Here is a 19,497-nt window from a genome sequence, read left to right on the forward strand (position 1 = left end):
ACCTAGCTTTCCGGCATGGCGTCCAGCCGCCGCAGGATGACCCCCTCGCGTAGCGCCCACGGGCACACCTCCAGCTCCCCCACCCCGAACAGGTCCATCGTGGCGTCCGCGACGATCGCCCCGGCCGGCAGCTGCGGCGCCCGCCCGTCCGACACTCCGGGCAGCTCCGCCCGCTCCCCCGCCTCCATCTTGACCAGCCGCTCCGTCCACTCGGTCAGATCGGCGTGCCTGAGCACCCGGCGGATGTTCGGGCCCTCGTGCGAGGGCGCGGCCCCGGCGATCCTCGCCAGCTGCCTGAACGTCTTGGACGTGGCCACCGCGTGGGTGGCCCGGCCGTACCGTGCCACCTCGCCCACCGTACGGGCGATCTCCGCGCGCACGTGCCTGCGCAGGGCGCGCACCTCGTCGGCCGGGGGCGGATCGGCGGTGAACCAGTCACGGGTGAGCCGCCCGGCCCCCAGCGGCAGCGACACCGCCACGTCCGGCTGCTCGTCGATCCCCGAGGCGATCTCCAGCGACCCGCCGCCGATGTCCAGCACCAGCAGCCGTCCCGACGACCACCCGAACCACCTCCGCACGGCCAGGAACGTCAGCCTCGCCTCGTCCTGGCCGGACAGCACCTCGATGTCCGCCCCGGCGCCTGCCTTGATCCGGCCGAGCACCTCCTCGCCGTTGACCGCCTCCCTGACCGCGGAGGTCGCGAAGGCCATGAGGTCCTCGACCCCCTTGTCCTCGGCGAGCCGCAGGGCCTTCTCGACGAACTCCCGCAACCGCGTGGCCCCCTGCTCGGAGAGCCGGTTCCCCTCCTCCATGTGCTCGGAGAGCCTCAACTCCTCTTTGTGGGAGTAGGCGGGCAGCGGCCGAGCCCCCCGGTGGGCGTCCATCACCAGCAGATGCACCGTATTAGAACCAATGTCGAGAACACCCAGTCGCATGGGTCGAAGTTACTACCGTTCCCGCCACCCGATGCCCGCCGTCCGCCCGGCATCGCGTCTGCCGTGACCTGTCGGCACAAGAGGCCGCCCGCAGCGCGAGAACCGGCCCGGGGGGCATACGCCAAACACCGCATGGGTACAGAACATCCGAAAAAGGAAAAAAGGGGTGAATATGAACAAACCTCGCGGGCCGACCATCGGGCTCCTGGGCTCGTACGGCGGCCGCAACGTAGGGGACGAGGCCATCCTCACCAGCATCCTCAGCAGCATCCGGAAAGGACGCCCGGATGCCACGACGGTGGTGTTCTCCCGGTCCCCCGAGCACACCCGCATCCACCACGAAGGCGTCGACGTGGTCGGATGGGAGGGGGTCAGCCGCGAGCCGGCCTCACAGATCGTGGGCCGGCTGGACATGCTGGTCCTCGGCGGAGGCGGCATCCTCTATGACACCGAGGCCCGCCGCTACCTGAGGCTGGTCCGGCTCGCCCAGGAGCAGAACGTCCCGGTCTTCACCTACGCGCTGGGCGCCGGGCCGCTCACCGACCGCCTGGACTGCATGATGGTGCGGGAGACGCTCACGGCCGCCACCACGATCACCGTCCGCGACGAGGAGTCCAGGCTGGTGCTGGAGGAGACCGGGGTGATGAGCACGATCACGGTCACCGCCGATCCGGCGCTCCTGCTCGAACAGGAGGAGTTCGGCCATGACCTGCTCCGCGCCGAGGGGGTGCCGGAGGGGGAGCTGCTGGTCGGCATGAGCGTGCGCGAACCCGGCCGCGCCGCCGAACACCTGGACTCACAGGGCTACCACGAACTGCTCGCGCACGTCGGGGACTTCCTGGTCCGCCGGCTCGACGCCTACGTCGTCTTCGTCCCCATGGAACGTGACGACATCCGGCACTCGCACGCGGTGCTGTCCCATATGAGCGCCGCCGACCGCTGCCGCGTGCTGCACGGCAACTACCGGCCCCGGCAGATCCTCGGCCTGGTACGGCACCTGGACCTCGTGGTCGGCATGCGGCTGCACTTCCTGATCTTCGCCGCGCTGCAGGGCGTGCCGCTGCTGCCGCTGCCCTACGCCGGCAAGGTCTTCGACTTCGCCCAGCAACTGGGGGCGCCCGCCCTCAGCGGGGTCGTCAGGGAGGCCGCGGGTCCGCTGCTGGCGGAGGTCGACCGGGTATGGGACGAACGGCCCGCGCACACCGAGCGGATCAACGCCCGCACCCCGGCCCTGCGCGCCCGCGCCGCCGCGACGGCGGAGCACTTCCTGTCCCAGCTCGAACTCATCTCACCGCGCACCACCGTCTGGGGTCCGGCCGCGTAGGCCGCGCGGACATCCGTCCGGAGCCCGGCCGCGCAGGCCGCACCCACCCGTCCGGAGCCCGGCCACGCGGGGAGCCCGGAGCGGAGCCCACCGGGTCCGGGACCGCGCGGACGGGGTCCCGGACCGAACGAAGCGGGAAGCACCAGGGATGAGCCAGCCACCACTGGAGCGACCAGAGGGTGTTCCACCGTCCAAGGCGATGTGGGCGCCTTTGCGCCACCGCCTGTTCCGCGCGCTGTGGATCGCCCAGCTCGTGTCCAACACGGGAACGTGGATGCAGACCGTCGGCGCGCAGTGGCTCATGGGCGACCTGGGCGGCGGCGCGCTGGCCATCGCCCTCGTGCAGACCGCCGCCACGCTACCGATCTTCCTGCTCGTCGTCCCCGCCGGCGCGCTGGGCGACATCCTCGACCGGCGCCGCCTGCTGCTGACCAGCCAGGTGATCACTTTCACCGGCGCCGCGGGCCTCGCGGCGCTCACCGCCGCCGATGCCACGACACCGGCGCTTCTGCTCGTGCTGACCGGCGCGATGGCCGTCGGGCAGGCCTTCGCCGTGCCCACCTTCCAGGCCATCCAGCCGGAGCTCGTCAGCCTGGACGAGATCCCGCAGGCCGCGCTGCTCAACGGCGCGAACGGCAACGTGGCACGGGCCATCGGGCCCGCGCTCGGCGGGGTGCTCATCGCCCTCGCGGGGCCGGAGGCGACGTTCGCCCTCAACGCGCTGTCCCTCCTCGGCATCGTGCTGGTGCTGTACGTCTGGAAGCGGCCGCCGGACCACCGCCCCCTGGGCGCGGAGCACATCCGCGACGCGATCCGCGCGGGCGCGCGCTACGTCCGCAGCGCCCCGCAGTTCGCCTCGGTCCTGTACTGCTCGGTGGTTTTCACCCTCTGCGCCAGCGGGATGTGGGCCCTGCTGCCCGCCCTCGCCCGCGGTCCCCTCGGGCTGGGCGCCGGGGGCTACGGCCTGCTGCTGGCCGGCGTCGGCTCCGGCGCCGTCATCGGCGCGTTCGTGCTCCCCGTCGCCCGCGGACGGGCGGGACCGAACACGCTCGTGGCCGCTTCGACGACCTGCTACGCCCTGGCGATGACCGTCATCGGCACGGTCGAGAGCGTGCCGATCGTCCTCGCCGCCCTGGTGGTGGCGGGTCTGGCCTGGATCACCGTGCTGTCGACGCTGAGCGCCTCGGCCCAGCTCCTGCTGCCGGAGTGGGCCCGCGCACGGTCGCTGGCCTACTACCAGCTGGTGTTCATGGGCGGGCAGGCGGTGGGATCGCTGGTGTGGGGAACGGTCGCCGATGCGCTGACCCTGCGGGCGGCCTTCCTGCTCCCGGCCGCCCTGCTCATCCTGAGCACGCCGATCGGCGTGTCGCGCGTGCCGCTGCCGACCGAGCACCTCGACATGAGCCAGGTCAGCCACTACCCCGAACCGCCCAGCGATCTGCGGCACAGCCGGGGGCCGCTGCTGGTCGTGGTCGAATGGCGGGTCGGCCCGGAGAACGCCGAGGCGTTCCTGGAGGTGATGCGGCAGATCGGCCGGGCCCGGCGGCGCACCGGGGCGACGATGTGGAGCATCTTCCAGGACATGGAGGAGCCGACGCTCTACCTGGAGACGTTCACCGCCGAGACGGCGCACGAGCACCTGCGCCAGCACGTCGAACGGGGCACGGCCATGGACCAGGAGCTGGACCTGCAGGCCCTGAGCCTGGTCATGGAGGGCCGGTTCCCCGAGGTGCGCCATCTGATCTGGGCCTACGCGCCCATGCCCGGCGCCGAGACGAAGGAGCCGGAGTTCAGGTCGATCGTGTCGCTGCTCCGTCCCCGCTGAGGCCGGCCGCGCCCCGTCCCACCGGGGTCGAACTCCCCGCCGGTCATCACCGCGGCCCCGAGCGCCTCACGCAGAATGACCCCGCATAACCAATCAGGTGATATTTCATGACTTTTGCGGAGTCGCCGCGGCCCGCCGTCCGTGCGAGATCTTGAGGTCTCTCAGCAGGCGGCGGCGATACGGGTGACGGCTTCGATGAGCGTCTGCGGCGAGCAGCCGAAGTTCAGCCTCGCGAATCCGATGCCCGCGTCGCCGTAGCGGTGCCCGGCGTTCAGAGCGACCCTGGCGGCGGCGAGGATGTGTTCGGCGGGGTCGCCGCCCCAACCGAGGGCGCGGAAGTCGATCCAGGCCAGAAAGCCCGCCTGCGGTTGTCCGTAGCGGGCGCCGGGGAGCAGTTTCGCCAGCAGCTCGTCCAGCAGTCTCCGGTTGTGGTCGAGGACGTCCAGGACATCGGCGAGCCATTGATCACCGTGGTTGAACGCGGCCACCGTGGCGAGCACGCCGAGGTGCCCGGTGCGGTAGAGCGAGTGCGGTGGCAGTCGGTCGACGTGCCGTTTCGGCACCGGGTCGGCGGTGATGACGGCGGCCGCCTTGAGCCCGGCCAGGTTCCAGCCCTTGCTGGCGGACAGGAACGAGAACCCCCAGCGCCTTGCCTCATCCGATACCGACAGGAAGGGGACGAACTCGGCCCCCGGCAGGACGAGCGGGGCGTGGATCTCGTCGGACAGCACGTAGACGCCATACCTGTCGGCCAGCTCGGCGAGCGCGACCAGGTCCTCGCGCCGGTGCACAAGGCCGACGGGATTGTGCGGGCTGCACAGCACGTACGCGGTGGCATGGCCGGCGAAGGCGCGTTCCAGGGCGTCCAGGTCGAGGCGCCATCCCAGCGGTCCTCCGGCCAGCGGCGCCTCGACGACATGGGCCCCGACCTCGCGTACCCACCAGGAGAACGGCTCGTACACCGGCGGGCTGATCACCACCCGGTCTCCGGCGCCGACGACGCGGCGCAGCGTTTCGACGATACCGATTCCGACGTCGGCGACGGTGCGCACGTCGTCGGTGTCGATCCTCCAGTCCCAGGCGCGCCGGGCGTAGGCGCCGACCGCGTCCGCGAGGTCACGGGTCGGTGCCGCGTAGCCGGTGTCCGACCGGTCGACCGCCTCGTGAAGGGCCCTGGCGACCGGCTCCGCCAGGGGGAAGTCCATCTCCGCGACCGGGAGGGGCAGGACGTCGTCCGGGAAGGTACGCCATTTCGCGCTCCGGCGCTCCCTCAGCTCCGCGAGAGAGGGGATGGAGAGGTTGCCCATGGTGAGGGACTCCTGAAGGTCTTCGCAGGGATATGACGGCGGTGGCCGGAGACGGCGTCGTTCGACGCGTCGTCTGTGCGTTGACGGGATCCCCGGCCCGGGAACCCGCCGATCTTCCGGGCAGCCGCCCGGGCAGGGGTCCGGCCCGCCCCGATGACCGGCACGTGATCCCAGGGGTTGGCCTGCCCTCACTCCTCGATGATCGGTGCCGCTGGGCCCGTTCCGCTTCCGATAAAATGACAATTAATGTCGAAAATCCGCCATAATCCGCGTGCGAGCACAGGTCTCCGCCCCCTGCCCGCCGGTGCCGGAGTCGACGCTCACTGGCACGACGAGAACCAGATCGTCTACGCCGGCCGCGGCGTGCTGTCGGTCACCACCGACGCGGGCAGCTGGATCGCCCCTGCCACCCGGGCGATCTGGATCCCGGCCGGAACCGTCCATGAGCATCGCGCCTACGGCGACACCGACCTCCACCTGGTGGGACTGCCGGTGAAGGACAACCCGCTACGCCTGGACCAGCCCGCGGTCATCGGCGTCGGCCCGCTGCTGCGCGAGCTGATCATCGCCTACACCGAGCAGCCCGCCGGCCGCACCGCCGAACGCCGCCGCCTGCGGGCCGTCCTGCTCGACCGGCTCCGCCACTCCGCCCAGCAGCCCGTCCACGTGCCCGCCGCCCGAGACCCGCGTCTGGTCGCGGTGTGCGCCATCCTCCGCGACAACCCGGCCGACAACCGGACCCTGGCGCGGCTCGGTGCCGTGGCCGGCGTGAGCGACCGCACCCTGACCCGGCTCTGCAGAGCCGAACTCGGCATGAGCTTCCCTCAATGGCGCACCCAGCTGCGCCTGCACCACGCCCTGCGCCTGCTGGCCGAGGACACCCCAGTCACAGCCGTGGCCCACCGATGCGGCTGGGCGTCCAGCAGCGCCTTCATCGACGTCTTCCGCCGGGCCTTCGGCCACACCCCCGGCGCCCACCGCGCACTGTCGCCCACCGCGACCGCCTCGAGACGCGCCCTGCACGGAACCCTTGATCCGGCCGGCGGCTCACCGGGACCCGGCAGCCGACGGACCTCGACCTGACCCGAAAACCGCACCTCGGCCGGGCAGGCGGCGGCGCACCTCAGCCGGTGATCGTGGGATGAGGCCGCGAGTGTGAGAAGCGGTCAGGCGGCAGGTCTCCGGCCCGGTCGTACAGGAGCGCGTTCTCCAGCGGCGTGCCGCCGACGGTGTAAAGGAGGGTCCGCCGCCCCTCATGCGCCGCCGGCGCTCAGCGGGCGCCGCCGTTGATGTAGATGGTCTGGCCGCTGACGTAGGAGGCGTCCTCGCTGGCCAGGAAGGCGACCACCGACGCCACCTCCTCGGGCGTTCCCACCCGGCGCAGCGGCGTCCGCTCGGCGGCCGCCTTCTGGTGCTCCTCGGCGGAGGAGCCGACGCGCTCGGCGGTCGCCGCGGTCATGGGGGTGACGATGTACCCCGGCGCCACCGCGTTGACGTTGATGTTGTACGGCCCCAGCTCGATCGCCAGCGTCGCGGTGAGCCCTTGGATACCGGCCTTGGCCGCGGCGTAGTTGGCCTGCCCCCGGTTGCCGAGGGCCGAACGGCTGCTCAGGCTGACGATCTTCCCGTATCTCTGGGCCACCATGACCTTCTGCGCGGCCTGGCTGCAGTTGAAGGCGCTGGTGAGGTTGACGGTGAGGACGGAGCTCCAGTCCTCGGCCGACATCTTGAAGAAGAGGTTGTCGCGGGTGATGCCCGCGTTGTTCACCAGGATGTGCAGCCCGTTCAGATCGGCCGCCACCCGCTCGAACACGGCCTCGACCGCCGCCTGCACGGCGACGTCGCAGCCGTAGGCGCGGGCGAGGCCGCCCTTGGCGGTGATGGCGTCGACGGTGGCCTGCGCCCTCTCGGCGGTGAGGTCGACGACCGCCACGGCCGCGCCCTCCTCGGCGAGGCGGGCGGCGATCGCGGCGCCGATGCCCTGGGCGGCGCCGGTGACGACGGCGACCTTGCCGGTGAAGCGACTCATGTTCTGCTCCTGCTTTCGTGTGACGGAGGCCGAAGGGACGGGCCGGCGCCGGACCTCCAGCCAGGCGCGCCCCGCCCCGCTCCCACACACATCGTGGCCCATCCGCGCCGAACCCCGGCATTTCCCCGCGCTCTCACCCCCGGTGACGCCGATCCGAGTGGAGGGCCTGGACTGGGGCATCTCCGGCGACTTTCATCAGCGAGATTTGCGCCATTTACCTGCGTAGCGGATCCGGAGACGGCCGTAGGTCAGCTCTCCGGTGACCCGGACGTGCAGCCTTCCCGGACGTGCGCGCCCCGGCACTTTGCAGACCACGTTGCCCCATTCGGTCCGCGCCCCGTCCGCGTTCGCGGTCGCGCCGGATGGCAGGACGATCGTGGCGGAGCCGTACTGAAGCCGAAGGTCGATCTCGATCTCCGGATAGTCGACGACGGTCTGGGACAGGTCGAGCACCACGCCTCCGTACTTCGAGTCGATCCGCAGCACGCGCGGGACCGACCATTCGCCCGCTCGCCTGATACGCCCGCTCGTGGACTTCAGCTGGACTACATCCTCTATGCGATCGTCGGGCAGGCCGGCGACCGCCTGTATCAGATCGCCATCGGAGGTGGCGGTGAGAGCCCGCTCGAGCCGCTCGTCCAGTTCCTCGGAGGTGAGACGCCCCTCGGTGAACGCCTGCTGAATTCGCTGAACGACCCTGTCACGATCTCCATCGGAGACTCGTACCAGGTGTTTCGGCATGTCCCTTGGCATAACTCTCCAGAGCCTGTCTGCTGGCTGCGTCGACGATGATGAGGCATGGCCTGCTGGCACGACAGCATAGATCGTCCTGCTGGACGGGCCCAGGTGGCGGTCAGCGGCTGACGACCTTCTTGTAGAGCCGCGTGGCCAGAGGCACGAACACGGCCAGGAGCAGTACCGAAGGGGCGAGAAAGCCTTCGAGGACCACCAGACCCCTGCCGTACTTCGCGTCGACCTGGTGCCGCAGCTCCGGCGTGGCCACCCAGACCCCGAGTCCGACGTGGCCGGCCCGCTCGTCCGCCCAGTATGCGGACGTCAGGGCTGTTGTAAGCACCTTGCAGGCGGCCCGGCCTATCAATGGTGACGTAAGACCCCGGTCGGCAGAGCACCCCCGAACCCCAGGGTTCACACGATCACATAGGAGATCCCGATGAACCGCACCATCCGCACCATCCTCGGAGTCACCGCTACCGCCGGCATCGTCGTCCTGGGCGTCCCGGCCCTCACCACCACCGCGAACGCGTCGACCACCTCCGCCGCGGGCGTCACCGGCACGGCCCCCGCCAGCTTCCTGTTCGATTACACCTTCAACGGCCATCTCAAGGTCGCCGGCGGCAACTTCACCGTCGGCCGCCGTGTCTACCTGGTCGTCAAGTACAACACCGGCCAGACGGCGTTCTCCAAGTGGGAGACCGCCCGGACGCACTCCATCACTCCCGGCGGGACCGTCTACGTGGAGACGACGATCGCCGCTCCCTGCGCCGGGGGGAAGAACGGCTACGCCCGTGCCTACGACGACGCCACCAGGACATGGTCCCCTCGGCTGCCGGTGGCGATCTGCCGGCGGATCGACTGATCCCTGCCGGTGTTGAGATCGTCTTCGAGCGCCATGCCGCCGCATTCACGAAAAGAGACGTCTTCTCCCTCCTGCACAGATCTCACCGCAGGGAATCTCACCGCAGGGAATGGGGTAATCAAGTAAAAAGGTCTGTCGGTCAGGGCTTCCAACCAGACCGACAGACCTTTTCGATCTGCCGGGACGACAGGATCTGAACCCGCGCCCCCTTGACCTCCAGGAAAAACGGGAGGGGACGGGACCATGGCCGATACCTGCGCCTACCTGCGCAAACAGTCCACGGCGATCCGCCGTCGTCCGGCCCCGTCCGCGGTCGCCGTCACCCGACCAGGGCTATGCGGTACGGCTCGCCATATCGATGAGCGGGGCATATCCGGACTCAAGATCTTCGGGAAGCCGGTCAAGCGGAAAGAATCGAAGATCACTGTGCTCGTCACTGAGGCGCAGGGAGACCGGACCGTTCACCGTGGCGCACAAGGCCACGATGAGCACCTTCCCCGCGCCCTCGATATCGAAGATCTCCGCACCGACGACCGGCCCCGCCACCACGTCAAGACCGCTCTCCTCCAGAACCTCCCGCCGCACGACGTCCGCCAGAGTGGCGTCGTCCTTCGAGGGCCATCCTCCCGGAAGCTCCCACTTTTTCCGCGGATTCCGGCAGAGCAACACTTGGCCGTCCACCAGCACCACGCCCTTGACCGAAGCGTGCATGAAGTACCAACCGGTCCGAGCATCGATCATGTCGCGATCATTCCACGGGGCATTCGCCACCACCCCTCTCCACACCTCGGAAGGCAGAAGCTCGCTGTTGCCGCTCGCGCCTTCAGACCCCTGACCGCTCGCTTGCAAGGCACGTCAGGGGGCGCGGATCCCGGGCGATCCAGGATCTCACCTTGGCGAACGTTCCGCCCGGATGCTCGGCCGTCCGCACACGTCCGGGGCCGTTGTCACTCAGACAGTCACTCAGCGAGACGGTGGCGGCAGCCCGGAGACGTGTCCGGGGTCGGAGACGTGCGGGATCTCAGCTGTCTAGCGTTGCTTGGGGCGGAGTGCTTCTTTGCGGGTCTCGGCGTAGAGGGACCGCTCGCGCTCCAGCCACGCCGGGTTCTCCGCTTTCAGCGCATCGATCTCAGCGGTGGTGAGCGGTCCGGTGATCCCACCTCTGGCCAGGCCGGCGATGGAGACCCTGAGCTTCGCGGCGATGACCTGCTTGGTGTGCGGGCCGTTGCGGCGCAGGTCAGCGAGCCAGGTGGGCGGCGTCGACTGCAACTCGTTCAGCTCGTCCCTGGAGACGACACTCGCCTGGAACTCGGCGGGAGTGGCCGAGAGGGGGACACCCAGCTTCTTGGCCGCGGTCGCGGGCTTCATTGTCTGGATGGTCTTCGGTTTGGGCGAGGTCATGACGTCAAGAGTAGTCAGCCGGAACAGGTTCCCTTGACATCGGTACCCTGAGGAAGTGACTGATGGAGAGACCGGCAGGATGTTTCGACTGGCGTACGTGCCCGGGGTGACACCCGCGAAATGGGTCAGCGTCTGGACCGAGAGAATGCCCGGCGTGCCGGTTACCCTGGTCGCGGTTCCCGCCGCCGAGGTGGTGGGGCTCCTGCGGAACGGCGGCGCCGACGCCGGATTCGTCAGGCTGCCGGTCGACCGGGACGGGCTCAGCGTGATTCCTCTCTACGTGGAGACCACGGTGGCCATGGTGCCCAAGGACCACGCGGTGGCCGCCGCCGACGAGGTGACCATCGCCGACCTCGTCGACGACGAGGTGTTCCATCCTCTGGACGACACCATCGAGTGGGCGGTCCGGCCCGGGCTGCCCGCGTTCACCCGCCCGGCCACGACGGCGGACGCGGTCGAGCTGGTAGCGGCCGGCACTGGGATTCTTCTGGTTCCGCTGTCGCTGGCACGCCTCCACCACCGCAGGGATCTCACTTACCGGCCGGTGACGGACGCACCGCAGTCTCAGGTCGCGCTGACCTGGCCCACGGACGCGACCACTGACCTGGTGGAAGATTTCATCGGCATCGTCCGCGGCCGGACGGTCAACAGCTCGCGGGGCCGTACCCCCGCCTCCCCTGCGGAGAAACCGGCACAGCGGCAGGCACAAAAACCCGCACAGAATGGCTCCGGTCGCCGGGCCGTGCCCGCTGGCCGTAAGAGGGCCGTGCCGGCCAGCCGTAAAAGGAAGGGCCACCGGCCTCGGTGACCCGCGGACGGCCGTCGCGGATCAGCCAGGATCCTCACTTCATACCGGCTACCGGGCCGGCCGAACAGTGCGCGGCGGATCAGAGACACGACATCAAGGCGGTCCAGTGATCCTCCGACGGAGGATGCGGATTCGACGCGCCAGTCTTCGAGCGTGCCGCCGCACCGCCTCAGCTCGTCGAGCTGAGGCGGTGCGGGGGTTCCAGGTCATGAGCCGGTGACGCACGCGTCTCCTTCGACGCCGCTTGCCGGGCCGGTCCAGAGACGAGCATGCAGTAGTCGGCCTGTGGACCGGGTTCTGATCCGGCCTGCCCACGACCTGCGGCGAAATCAGGGGCATCACCGCTGAGCTGCCAGAACGCTGCCGTCACCTGCCCGCCGGCAGTCGGCTGTCGCAGGTGTCGGCTACAGACGACGGCCGCAACGGCAACACCTTGGATGGCGACGATCAGTCCCGGCCCCGCTTCCGGCCCGGGGCCCGCCCCGCCGGCGCCGCTCTGCCCCTCAGCGCACGGGCCGGTCGAAGAACTCCGCCAGGGCCGCCCGGCCACGACGCGCGGAAGCACCGGGTGAGGTGAGGGCTTTATCCCTCAACCGCCATATGGCTAATATCAGGCCACCAATCGCCTACTTTGGCGATTTTCGTCATAGACGCACCGATCGGTGAGGAGAGTGTCCTGCACGTGGCTGGTTTGGGCAGGATCGGGCGACGAAGAGCGGGGACCGTGGGCGACGGGAACGGGGTATCGGGGTCAACCAGCGGCCGGCCGCGGCGACTGGCCGGTGCCCGCCGACTGCCCTTGCGTACCGTGCTGATCATTGTCGTGCTCGTACCGAGCATGACTTTCACCCCGCTGTTGGGCTCGGGCATATACCAGCTGGCCACTCAGTGGCAGGCGGAGAAGATCCAGATGGATCTGGCCACCGATACCGTCGGCAGACCCGCGGCCGACCTGTTCTTCAGCCTTGAGCAGGAGCGACTGCTCACTGCGGAGACGCAGGCCAGTCCCCGTAGCACCTACCGCGACAAGCTCGCCAAGCAGCGCGCGGTGACCGATCAGGCCGTGAGCGCCTTCCGTCCGCTGGCAGCCCTGGACACCACCGGCGGACAGGAGGGGCTCGCCGACGCCATCGCCCGGACCCAACGCGGCCTCGACCTCCTCGACCAGCAGCGGCGGGCAGTGGACGCCGGTTGGTCCAGCGAGCAGAAGGCGTTCGACTACTACAACGGCGTCCTTGAGTCAGACCTCAACGTGTTGACCGCCCTCAGCCGCACCGACCACGCCGAGGTGAGCAGCAAGGCGCAGACGCTGGTCGACCTCTTCTGGGCCGTCGACATGATCGGCCGCGAAGACGCCATTCTGGCCCGCGGCTGGGAGACGGGGCACCTGACGAGGGACGAGTACGGCCTTGTCGCCGACGCCATCGGCACCAGGAAACACCTCCTGCAGTCCCGGGTGGCCCCCAGTCTCATGGGCAACGAGAGCCAGTACGGAGCGCTGACAGCCAGTAAGGCGTGGGAGACCATGACTGCTCTGGAGGGGCGGCTGCTCGCCTCCGAGACCAGCTCCGAGAGCACCCAGGTGACACTCCGCGAGGTCGGCCCGGTGTGGCGCTCCTCGGTGGACACGGTCACCCCGCAACTGCTGCAACTTCTCAACCTCCGGCTCGAAAACGTCAGCAAGATCGGATACGGCCACGCCGATCGGCTCTTCGCGACCTTCATCAGTGTCACCGCCGTCGGCCTGCTCGCCCTGGGCCTGGTCATCGTCACCATCTGGCGCCTCACCGCCATCCTTCGCCGGCGCATCCTCCACCTGCGCGAGGACGCCCAGGAGCTCCAGGAGCGGCTGCCCGACGTGGTCGCCCGGCTGGAGCGCGGCGAGGACGTCGACGTGGACGCGGAAGTGCACATGGTCGAACCCACCCCCGACGAGCTCGGCGAACTCGGGCAAGCCCTCAATCTGGCCAGCCGCAGCGCTGTCCTCACCGCCGTACGGCAGGCCGAACAACACCGCGGCTTCCAGCGCATGCTCCAGCGCATCGCCCGCCGTACCCAGATCCTCATCGGTCTTCAGCTGAAGAAGCTGGACGAACTGGAACGCAAGCACGAGGACCCCGAGGTGCTGGAGGGCCTGTTCGACCTGGACCACCTCACCGCCCGGCTGCGCCGCTACGAGGAGAACCTGGTGATCCTCGGCGGCGGTCAGCCGCAGCGCCGCTGGCGCAAGCCGGTACGCCTGCTCGATGTACTGCGCGCCGCGCAAGGCGAGGTCCAGGACTACCGACGGATCTCGATCGATGTCGAGGGCGACCCCTGGGTGGCCGAGCGCGCGGTGGGACCGTTGATCCACGTCCTGGCGGAACTGATGGAGAACGCCACCGCCTTCTCCAAGCCACTGACCCCCGTCGAGGTGCGGGCCGCACTGGTCAGCCGGGGCCTCGCCGTGGAGATCGAAGACCGCGGCCTGGGCATGGAACCCGAGCAGTACGCCGCCGCCAACGCCCTGATGCAGTCGCCGCCGCAGCTCGATGTGATGACCCACGCCGACGATGTGCGTCTCGGCCTGTACGTGGTCGCTCGGCTCTCCGCGGGTCTGGGCCTCCAGGTGGAACTGCGACCGTCGGCCTTCGGCGGCACCCGTGTCATCGTGCTGCTCCCGGAACCGCTGGTGGTGGACCGCCCCCGAGCGGTACCCGGGCCGGCCGCGCTCCCCGAGGAGGTCCCCCGGGACCCCACCGGTCCGCAGCCCCACCCGCAGGAAGGTACGGCCGGTCCCCGCCCGCCCCACGAGGACGCGCAGTTGCCTGCTCGCTCCAGGGGACGCGCGATGGCATACGTGACAGCGCCCACCGCCGAATCACCGGATCACCGGGACGCGCCCCCGTCGTCCGGCCAGGAGCCGCTGCCCCAGCGGGTGCGCCAGGCCAGCCTGGTCACCGAGCTGAAAGTCCCGGCGGACAGGGATGAACAGACCGACCAGGAGACCTGGGCCGTACGCGAGCAGCCCAGCCGATCCAGTGCCACGATCGGCGCGTTCCAGAGGCAGTCCCGCAGGCGCCGGACCGGTGACGACACCTTCCAGCCCCGGCCGGACGGATCCCCCGAGCCCGGTTCCCCTACGACGGAAGATCGAAGATGACGCAGCGAACCACCGCCACCGACACAGACCTGGACTGGCTCCTGGACGGCCTGGTCGATCAGGTCGCGGGCACCCGGCACGCCATCGTGCTGTCCGACGACGGACTGGTGATCAGCCGGTCCCAGACCATCGAACGCGCGGACGCCGAACGCCTCGCCGCGATCGCCACCGGCCAGCAGAGCCTGGCTCGCGGTGTCGGGCAGCTCTTCGGCGGCGGACCGGTCCACCAGGTCATCATCGAGATGGCCGACCTGTGGCTGTTCCTCACCACTGCGGGCCGCGGCACCCATCTGGCCGTGGTCGCCTCCCAGGAGGTCGACGCCGAACTGATGAGCGTCGCGATGCATACCCTGGTCCAGCAGGTCGGCCAGAAGCTGGGAACCGACGCGCGCACCCCGCAGGCCGATGACGCGGGGAGACACGGATGAGGCACTGGACCGAGGGCTTCGACGACGATGACGCCGACGAGCCCCTTGTCCGTCCCTATACGATCACCGGCGGACGGACCGCCCCCGAGCGGGACGACCTGACACTGATCACCCTGGTGACGGCGATTTCCCCGGTCTCTTCGGAGACCGGACACGGCCTGCGGAGAATGCAGCCGGAGCACCGCACCATCCTCGCTCTGTGCAAGCGGCCCCTGGCGGTGGCCGAAGTCGCCTCCGCGCTGAACCTCCCGGTGTCAGTGACCAAGATCCTCATCGGCGATCTGATCGAGTCCGACCAGGTGCGGGCCCGGCCACCGCTGGCTTTCGCACAGGCAGGCGGCTTTCCCGGCATGACAATTCTTGAGGCGGTGAGGGATGGATTACGCAATCTCTGACCACGGGGACGCTGCTCCCCTGGCGGTGAAGATCCTTATCGCCGGTGGTTTCGGCGTCGGGAAGACGACCCTGGTCGGCGCGGTGAGCGAAGTCGCCCCACTACGTACCGAGGAGTACCTGACCCATGCCAGCGTCGGCGTGGACGATCTGAAAGGGGTGAGCGGCAAGTCCACCACTACCGTCGCACTGGACTTCGGGCGCATCACCATCAGCAGCGAACTCGTGCTCTACCTGTTCGGCACGCCCGGACAGGAACGCTTCTGGTTCATGTGGAACGACCTTGTCAACGGAGCGATGGGCGCGGTCGTCCTGGTCGACACCCGCCGGCTGGATGTGAGCTTCGCGTCGATCGACTTCTTCGAGAGCCGCGGTATCCCCTTCGTCGTCGGCGTCAACTGCTTCCATGGTGTCAGGGACCGGACGCCGGAGGAGATCCGCAGGGCACTCGATCTCGATCCGCAGGTGCCGCTGGTGCTCTGTGACGCCCGTGACCGGGCGGCGGGCCGCGATGTGCTGCTGGCGCTCATCGACCACCTGATGGCCGCTCAGTCCCGCACCGCACCGCACCCCGTGGCCTGACCGGGCCGGGACGACAGGATTCGAGCCTGCGCCCCCTTGCCCCCGGGCAAACCGGGAGGGGGCGGGAGCATGCCTGACACCCGCCCCCTCCCGCGCATACGGTCCACGGTGATCCACCGACGTCCGGGCCCGTCCGTGGTCGTTGTCACTCAGTTAGTCACCCAGGACCACATCTTCTGAGGCGCTGTCAGCACCCTTATGAACGGCACCATCCTTGTCGGTGACGACTGGCATCATGCCGCGTAACTGATCAGGGGAGCCACAGTGACAGACCTGCACGAGGAGTTCAGCTGGCTTTCGGAGTTCGGGCCGTTCTACGACGTCTCCTGTGTGTCCTTCGTTCGATCCCTCTCCCCTGCTGAGGCGCTGACTCGTCTCGGAGCGGAGATCGGTGGGATCAAAGAAGCGACCTTCGAAGAACTGCAGGAACGGACGATGAAGTGCATCGACTCGGACGACAGGATGCGCACCAGTTACGTAGGCGCACTGGAGACGGACGGCTGGACAGTGCTCATCCAGCTCTGGGCCGGATCGATCACAGTTGCCCGCCCCCTGCTGAGACGGCTTTCTCAAGCGACCGAGGTCGTGTCGATCAACCGCAACATCCATGCCACTGACTTCTTCATCTACGCGGCTGACGGCGAACTGATCATATGGTTCGACCTGCTGGGGCCCTATGCGCGCACGGGCAGCGATCCGGACCGATTTGTCGACATGATGCGCGAAGTCGGGCTGAACCCCGATCTGGATCCCAACCTGGACCTGGACCTGGACCTGGACCTGGAAGACCCAGATCTTGGCACGGAATTCCCACGTTCCTTCGCTCTGGCAAGAAAGATCACCGGCTTTCCCTTCTCCAAGGACATGCTCGACATGCGACTCCTGGGTGCCGTGATCAACAGCGAGTGATCACGATCAAGCAGGAACATGGCAGCGACTCTCAAGGCGGCTTGCCTCATCCGATGTAGGGCGTCGACTTCCCTTGGCGGAAGTGCTCGATTTGGAATCGTTGCGTGTCGTGCATCGACAGCGAGCCGATTCCCTGACAGCAATCTGGAGCGGGACGCCGAGCTGCCAGCGGGAATGATGGTCGCGATCGACGTTGTGATCATTCGGGTGGGGAACACCATGATCGCGTTGGAGCATGACGGCAATGTCGGTGAGTTTGCCCCCTCGCTCACCAAGTCCGCCGCCCAGACGGCTGTGACACGACTTCATCAGTCTCTGCAAGACAACTAAGATCACTCGCCGGCCGAGCTGCCCACGAAGGACCGGATGCCTCGGGAGATGCGGCACAGCTCCGTCTCGCTGCTCTCCGACTCCGGCGTACCCCTGGAGGACATCGCGCGTCTCGTCGGCCACAGCGGGACGGCGGTCACGGAGGCGGTCTGCCGAAAGCAGATCCGCCCTGTCCTGCTCGGCGGCGCGGAGGCGATGGACCGGATCTTCACGTGGCAGGAGCGACAGTCACTCAGAATGCGAAAAGGGTGTCGCCCTTTCGGGTGACACCCTTGCCGACCAGTGAAAACCTGGTCGGGACGACAGGATTTGAACCTGCGACCCCTTGACCCCCAGTCAAGTGCGCTACCAAGCTGCGCTACGTCCCGGTTGTCCTTCGCCCTCTCGAGCGGGACGTCATAACCTTAGCGCAGATCGGACGGGTGTGTGTACGCCAAGGCGTCCGGCGACCGGATGTGATCACCCGAGGGACGAGGTGCACGTGGGGCGCAAAGCGCTGATCGACCATGATGAGCTGCGGCGGCTGATCGGGGAGGGGCTGTCGAACGCGGAGCTGGCCACGCGGTTCGGGGTGAGTGAGTCCGGAATCCTGCAGGCCAAGAGGGCTGCGGGACTCTCCAAGCCGATGCTCGACCACTCCCGGGCGATCCCGTGGAAGCTGGACCGCTCACACAGCCAGTCCGGCCCGGCGACGAATTTGCGCAACCTGTCGTCCGTCGCGCAGGGACGGGCGATCCCCGCCGAGAAGCTCAACACCGCGCTGCGCTGGGCCGACCGGCTGATCGCCGGCGGGCTGGACATCGCCTACGAGCCGGAGCGGGGGTTCCAGGAGGTTCCGGCCGCCGCCGGGCGCTCGCTCGTCGAGGGGCTCCTGGCCGAGGCTCGCAGGGCGCTGGAGCCCGCACAGGACTGAGAGCCTGCCGGCGAAGGATTCGGCCGCTGCGGCCGGGACCGGGGATGCCCTGGTCGAGGCCGTCTTCGAGTGATACGCCGAGGTGACGCCATCCTCCGGAAGGAGGATGGCGTCCGCACGATCGGGTGATGCCGTGCGACCTCGTGCCCGGCCAGGCTCGGAGCATGACGGTGATCGAGGTCGAGGACCTCCGCAAGAACTATGGAAACACCCGGGCGGTCGACGGGGTGTCGTTCACGGTGGCGCGGGGAGAGACGTTCGGAGTCCTGGGCCACAACGGCGCGGGCAAGACCACCACGGTGGAATGCCTGGTCGGGCTACGCAAGCCGGACTCGGGGACCATACGCGTGCTCGGTGAGAACCCCGCGAGACGCCGCCGCGCCCTCGCCCAGCGCACAGGTGTGCAGCTCCAACAGGGTGAGCTGCCCGACCGGCTCAGGGTGGCCGAGGCCATGCGCCTGTTCGCGGCGTTCTACGATCGCCCGGACGACTGGCGGGCGGTACTGGAGCGCTGGGGGCTCGGCCCGATCGCGAACAAGGCGTTCGGCGATCTGTCAGGTGGCCAGCAGCAGCGGCTCAAGCTCGCGACGGCCCTGGTAGGCGGCCCCGAACTGGTGGTGCTCGACGAGCTCACCACAGGCCTCGACCCCGTCGCCCGCCGCGAGACATGGACGCTCATCGGCGACCTCAAGGCCGCCGGTACCACGGCGGTGCTGGTGAGCCATTTCATGGACGAGGCCGAGGAACTGTGCGACCGGGTCGCCGTCTTCGGCAACGGCCGGATCATCGCGCTCGGCAGCCCCCGCGAGCTGATCGGCCGGACCGGGACCGGCTCCCTGGAGGAGGCGTACTTCGCGCTGTCGGGGGAGGGGCGATGAAGGCGTTCGCCCACCTGTCGGCGACGGAACTCAGGCTGCTGGCCAGGGATCCGGGCAGCCTGTTCTTCATGGTCGCCTTCCCGTCCATGCTTCTCATGCTGAACGGCGGCAGCGACCGGCTTGAGATCCACCTCCCCGGCTACCTGGCCATGATCCTGGCCATCGGCGGGATCACCGCGCTGCCCGCGACCCTGGCGACCTACCGGGAGCGGAAGGTGCTGCGCCGCCTCGCGACCACCCCGGTCTCGCCGTTCGTGCTGCTCACCGCGCAGATCGTGGCCCAGCTCTCGATGGCGCTCGCCGGGGCGGCCATCGTGACGGGGGTCGGCGTGATCGGGTTCGGGGTGGACCCGCCCGCGCATCCGGCCTGGCTGGCGCCGGCCTTCGTGCTGAGCGCGCTGATGTGCTACGCCATCGGGTTCGTGATCGCCGCCGTCGTGCCACGCGCACGGACCGCCGAGCTGATCGGGCTGCTGGTCATGTTTCCGATGATCTTCCTGGCCGGCGCGGCCATCCCCCGCGAAGGCGTGCCGGAGACGATGCACAGGATCGGCGACTACCTGCCGCTCACCCACGCCGTGACCGCCCTGCGGGAGAGCTGGTCCGACGTCCCGACGCTGCCGCCCCTGCTGATACTTTCGGGGATAGTCGTCCTCGGCACCGCCGTGGCGGCTGCGCTGTTCCGCTGGGAGTGAT

Annotated in this window: 20 protein-coding genes and 1 tRNA gene; 13 read left to right on the forward strand and 8 right to left on the reverse strand. The window is 69.0% G+C overall.

The genetic code is table 11. The features are described 5' to 3' along the window. Positions 1-2: 2 nt before the first annotated feature. Positions 3-899: a Ppx/GppA family phosphatase gene (locus BM085_RS10850; protein ID WP_245789245.1), complete on the reverse strand. Its 897-nt coding sequence runs from the start codon at positions 897-899 to the stop codon at positions 3-5. Between the two features lie 208 nt (positions 900-1,107). Between BM085_RS10850 and BM085_RS10855 the strand changes: the two genes are divergently transcribed. Together BM085_RS10855 and BM085_RS10860 are read left to right on the forward strand one after the other, a co-directional pair. Then, positions 1,108-2,259, forward strand: a complete 1,152-nt coding sequence (locus tag BM085_RS10855; RefSeq protein ID WP_093886888.1) for a polysaccharide pyruvyl transferase family protein — start codon at positions 1,108-1,110, stop codon at positions 2,257-2,259. A 148-nt stretch (positions 2,260-2,407) separates the two neighbouring features. Then, complete coding sequence (locus BM085_RS10860) at positions 2,408-4,084, forward strand: MFS transporter (protein ID WP_342742874.1); 1,677 nt, start codon at positions 2,408-2,410, stop codon at positions 4,082-4,084. A gap of 161 nt (positions 4,085-4,245) precedes the next feature. Here the strand turns inward: BM085_RS10860 and BM085_RS10865 are convergent, their stop codons facing one another. Beyond that, positions 4,246-5,391 carry a MalY/PatB family protein gene (locus tag BM085_RS10865; RefSeq protein WP_093886890.1) on the reverse strand — a complete coding sequence of 382 codons (1,146 nt, stop codon included), beginning with the start codon at positions 5,389-5,391 and terminating at the stop codon, positions 4,246-4,248. Positions 5,392-5,637: 246 nt separating this feature from the next. Between BM085_RS10865 and BM085_RS10870 the strand changes: the two genes are divergently transcribed. After that, positions 5,638-6,474 (forward strand): AraC family transcriptional regulator, encoded by an 837-nt coding sequence (locus tag BM085_RS10870; protein WP_093886891.1) that lies wholly within the window; start codon positions 5,638-5,640, stop codon positions 6,472-6,474. Positions 6,475-6,661: 187 nt separating this feature from the next. Here the strand turns inward: BM085_RS10870 and fabG are convergent, their stop codons facing one another. The 3 genes from fabG to BM085_RS10885 form a co-directional block, all read right to left on the reverse strand. Then, on the reverse strand, positions 6,662-7,420 hold the full coding sequence (gene fabG, locus BM085_RS10875) for a 3-oxoacyl-ACP reductase FabG (protein WP_093886892.1): 759 nt from the start codon (positions 7,418-7,420) through the stop codon (positions 6,662-6,664). A gap of 195 nt (positions 7,421-7,615) precedes the next feature. Beyond that, positions 7,616-8,161: a DUF1707 SHOCT-like domain-containing protein gene (locus tag BM085_RS10880; protein WP_245789246.1), complete on the reverse strand. Its 546-nt coding sequence runs from the start codon at positions 8,159-8,161 to the stop codon at positions 7,616-7,618. 112 nt (positions 8,162-8,273) lie between these two features. Then, the gene (locus tag BM085_RS10885; RefSeq protein ID WP_093886894.1) at positions 8,274-8,495 is read right to left on the reverse strand and encodes a hypothetical protein; all 222 of its coding nucleotides are present in this window, start codon (positions 8,493-8,495) and stop codon (positions 8,274-8,276) included. 96 nt (positions 8,496-8,591) lie between these two features. Between BM085_RS10885 and BM085_RS10890 the strand changes: the two genes are divergently transcribed. Continuing rightward, positions 8,592-9,017: a hypothetical protein gene (locus tag BM085_RS10890; protein ID WP_093886895.1), complete on the forward strand. Its 426-nt coding sequence runs from the start codon at positions 8,592-8,594 to the stop codon at positions 9,015-9,017. Between the two features lie 333 nt (positions 9,018-9,350). Here the strand turns inward: BM085_RS10890 and BM085_RS10895 are convergent, their stop codons facing one another. Both BM085_RS10895 and BM085_RS10900 read right to left on the reverse strand, forming a co-directional pair. Continuing rightward, a complete protein-coding gene (locus BM085_RS10895) occupies positions 9,351-9,758 on the reverse strand; it encodes an NUDIX domain-containing protein (RefSeq protein WP_093886896.1) in 408 nt (135 codons plus the stop codon). A gap of 288 nt (positions 9,759-10,046) precedes the next feature. Then, positions 10,047-10,385 (reverse strand): DUF5997 family protein, encoded by a 339-nt coding sequence (locus BM085_RS10900; protein ID WP_245789247.1) that lies wholly within the window; start codon positions 10,383-10,385, stop codon positions 10,047-10,049. 112 nt (positions 10,386-10,497) lie between these two features. Between BM085_RS10900 and BM085_RS10905 the strand changes: the two genes are divergently transcribed. From BM085_RS10905 to BM085_RS10930, 6 genes are all read left to right on the forward strand, one after another. Continuing rightward, positions 10,498-11,226, forward strand: a complete 729-nt coding sequence (locus tag BM085_RS10905) for a LysR family substrate-binding domain-containing protein (protein WP_093886898.1) — start codon at positions 10,498-10,500, stop codon at positions 11,224-11,226. Between the two features lie 808 nt (positions 11,227-12,034). After that, positions 12,035-14,368: a sensor histidine kinase gene (locus BM085_RS10910; protein ID WP_245789248.1), complete on the forward strand. Its 2,334-nt coding sequence runs from the start codon at positions 12,035-12,037 to the stop codon at positions 14,366-14,368. Next, positions 14,365-14,796, forward strand: a complete 432-nt coding sequence (locus tag BM085_RS10915; RefSeq protein WP_093886900.1) for a roadblock/LC7 domain-containing protein — start codon at positions 14,365-14,367, stop codon at positions 14,794-14,796. The genes BM085_RS10910 and BM085_RS10915 overlap by 4 nt, the downstream gene beginning before the upstream one ends. Beyond that, the gene (locus BM085_RS10920) at positions 14,793-15,191 is read left to right on the forward strand and encodes a DUF742 domain-containing protein (RefSeq protein ID WP_093886901.1); all 399 of its coding nucleotides are present in this window, start codon (positions 14,793-14,795) and stop codon (positions 15,189-15,191) included. The genes BM085_RS10915 and BM085_RS10920 overlap by 4 nt, the downstream gene beginning before the upstream one ends. After that, on the forward strand, positions 15,172-15,771 hold the full coding sequence (locus BM085_RS10925; protein ID WP_093886902.1) for a GTP-binding protein: 600 nt from the start codon (positions 15,172-15,174) through the stop codon (positions 15,769-15,771). Before BM085_RS10920 ends, BM085_RS10925 begins: the two co-directional genes overlap by 20 nt. Before the next feature lie 264 nt (positions 15,772-16,035). After that, positions 16,036-16,680 (forward strand): DUF6461 domain-containing protein, encoded by a 645-nt coding sequence (locus tag BM085_RS10930; RefSeq protein ID WP_093886903.1) that lies wholly within the window; start codon positions 16,036-16,038, stop codon positions 16,678-16,680. Between the two features lie 621 nt (positions 16,681-17,301). Here BM085_RS10930 and BM085_RS10940 read toward each other — a convergent pair. Then, positions 17,302-17,378, reverse strand: a tRNA-Pro gene (locus BM085_RS10940). A 113-nt stretch (positions 17,379-17,491) separates the two neighbouring features. Between BM085_RS10940 and BM085_RS10945 the strand changes: the two genes are divergently transcribed. The 3 genes from BM085_RS10945 to BM085_RS10955 all read left to right on the forward strand — a co-directional run bounded on the left by BM085_RS10945 (position 17,492) and on the right by BM085_RS10955 (position 19,496). Then, positions 17,492-17,923, forward strand: a complete 432-nt coding sequence (locus BM085_RS10945) for a hypothetical protein (RefSeq protein WP_093886905.1) — start codon at positions 17,492-17,494, stop codon at positions 17,921-17,923. Between the two features lie 164 nt (positions 17,924-18,087). Beyond that, on the forward strand, positions 18,088-18,801 hold the full coding sequence (locus tag BM085_RS10950; protein WP_093887125.1) for an ABC transporter ATP-binding protein: 714 nt from the start codon (positions 18,088-18,090) through the stop codon (positions 18,799-18,801). Then, positions 18,798-19,496 (forward strand): ABC transporter permease, encoded by a 699-nt coding sequence (locus tag BM085_RS10955; RefSeq protein WP_093886906.1) that lies wholly within the window; start codon positions 18,798-18,800, stop codon positions 19,494-19,496. The genes BM085_RS10950 and BM085_RS10955 overlap by 4 nt, the downstream gene beginning before the upstream one ends. The last annotated feature ends 1 nt before the right edge of the window (position 19,497 follow it).

Origin of the sequence: Streptosporangium canum (genome assembly GCF_900113865.1) — a bacterium.
GTDB lineage: Bacteria > Actinomycetota > Actinomycetes > Streptosporangiales > Streptosporangiaceae > Streptosporangium > Streptosporangium canum.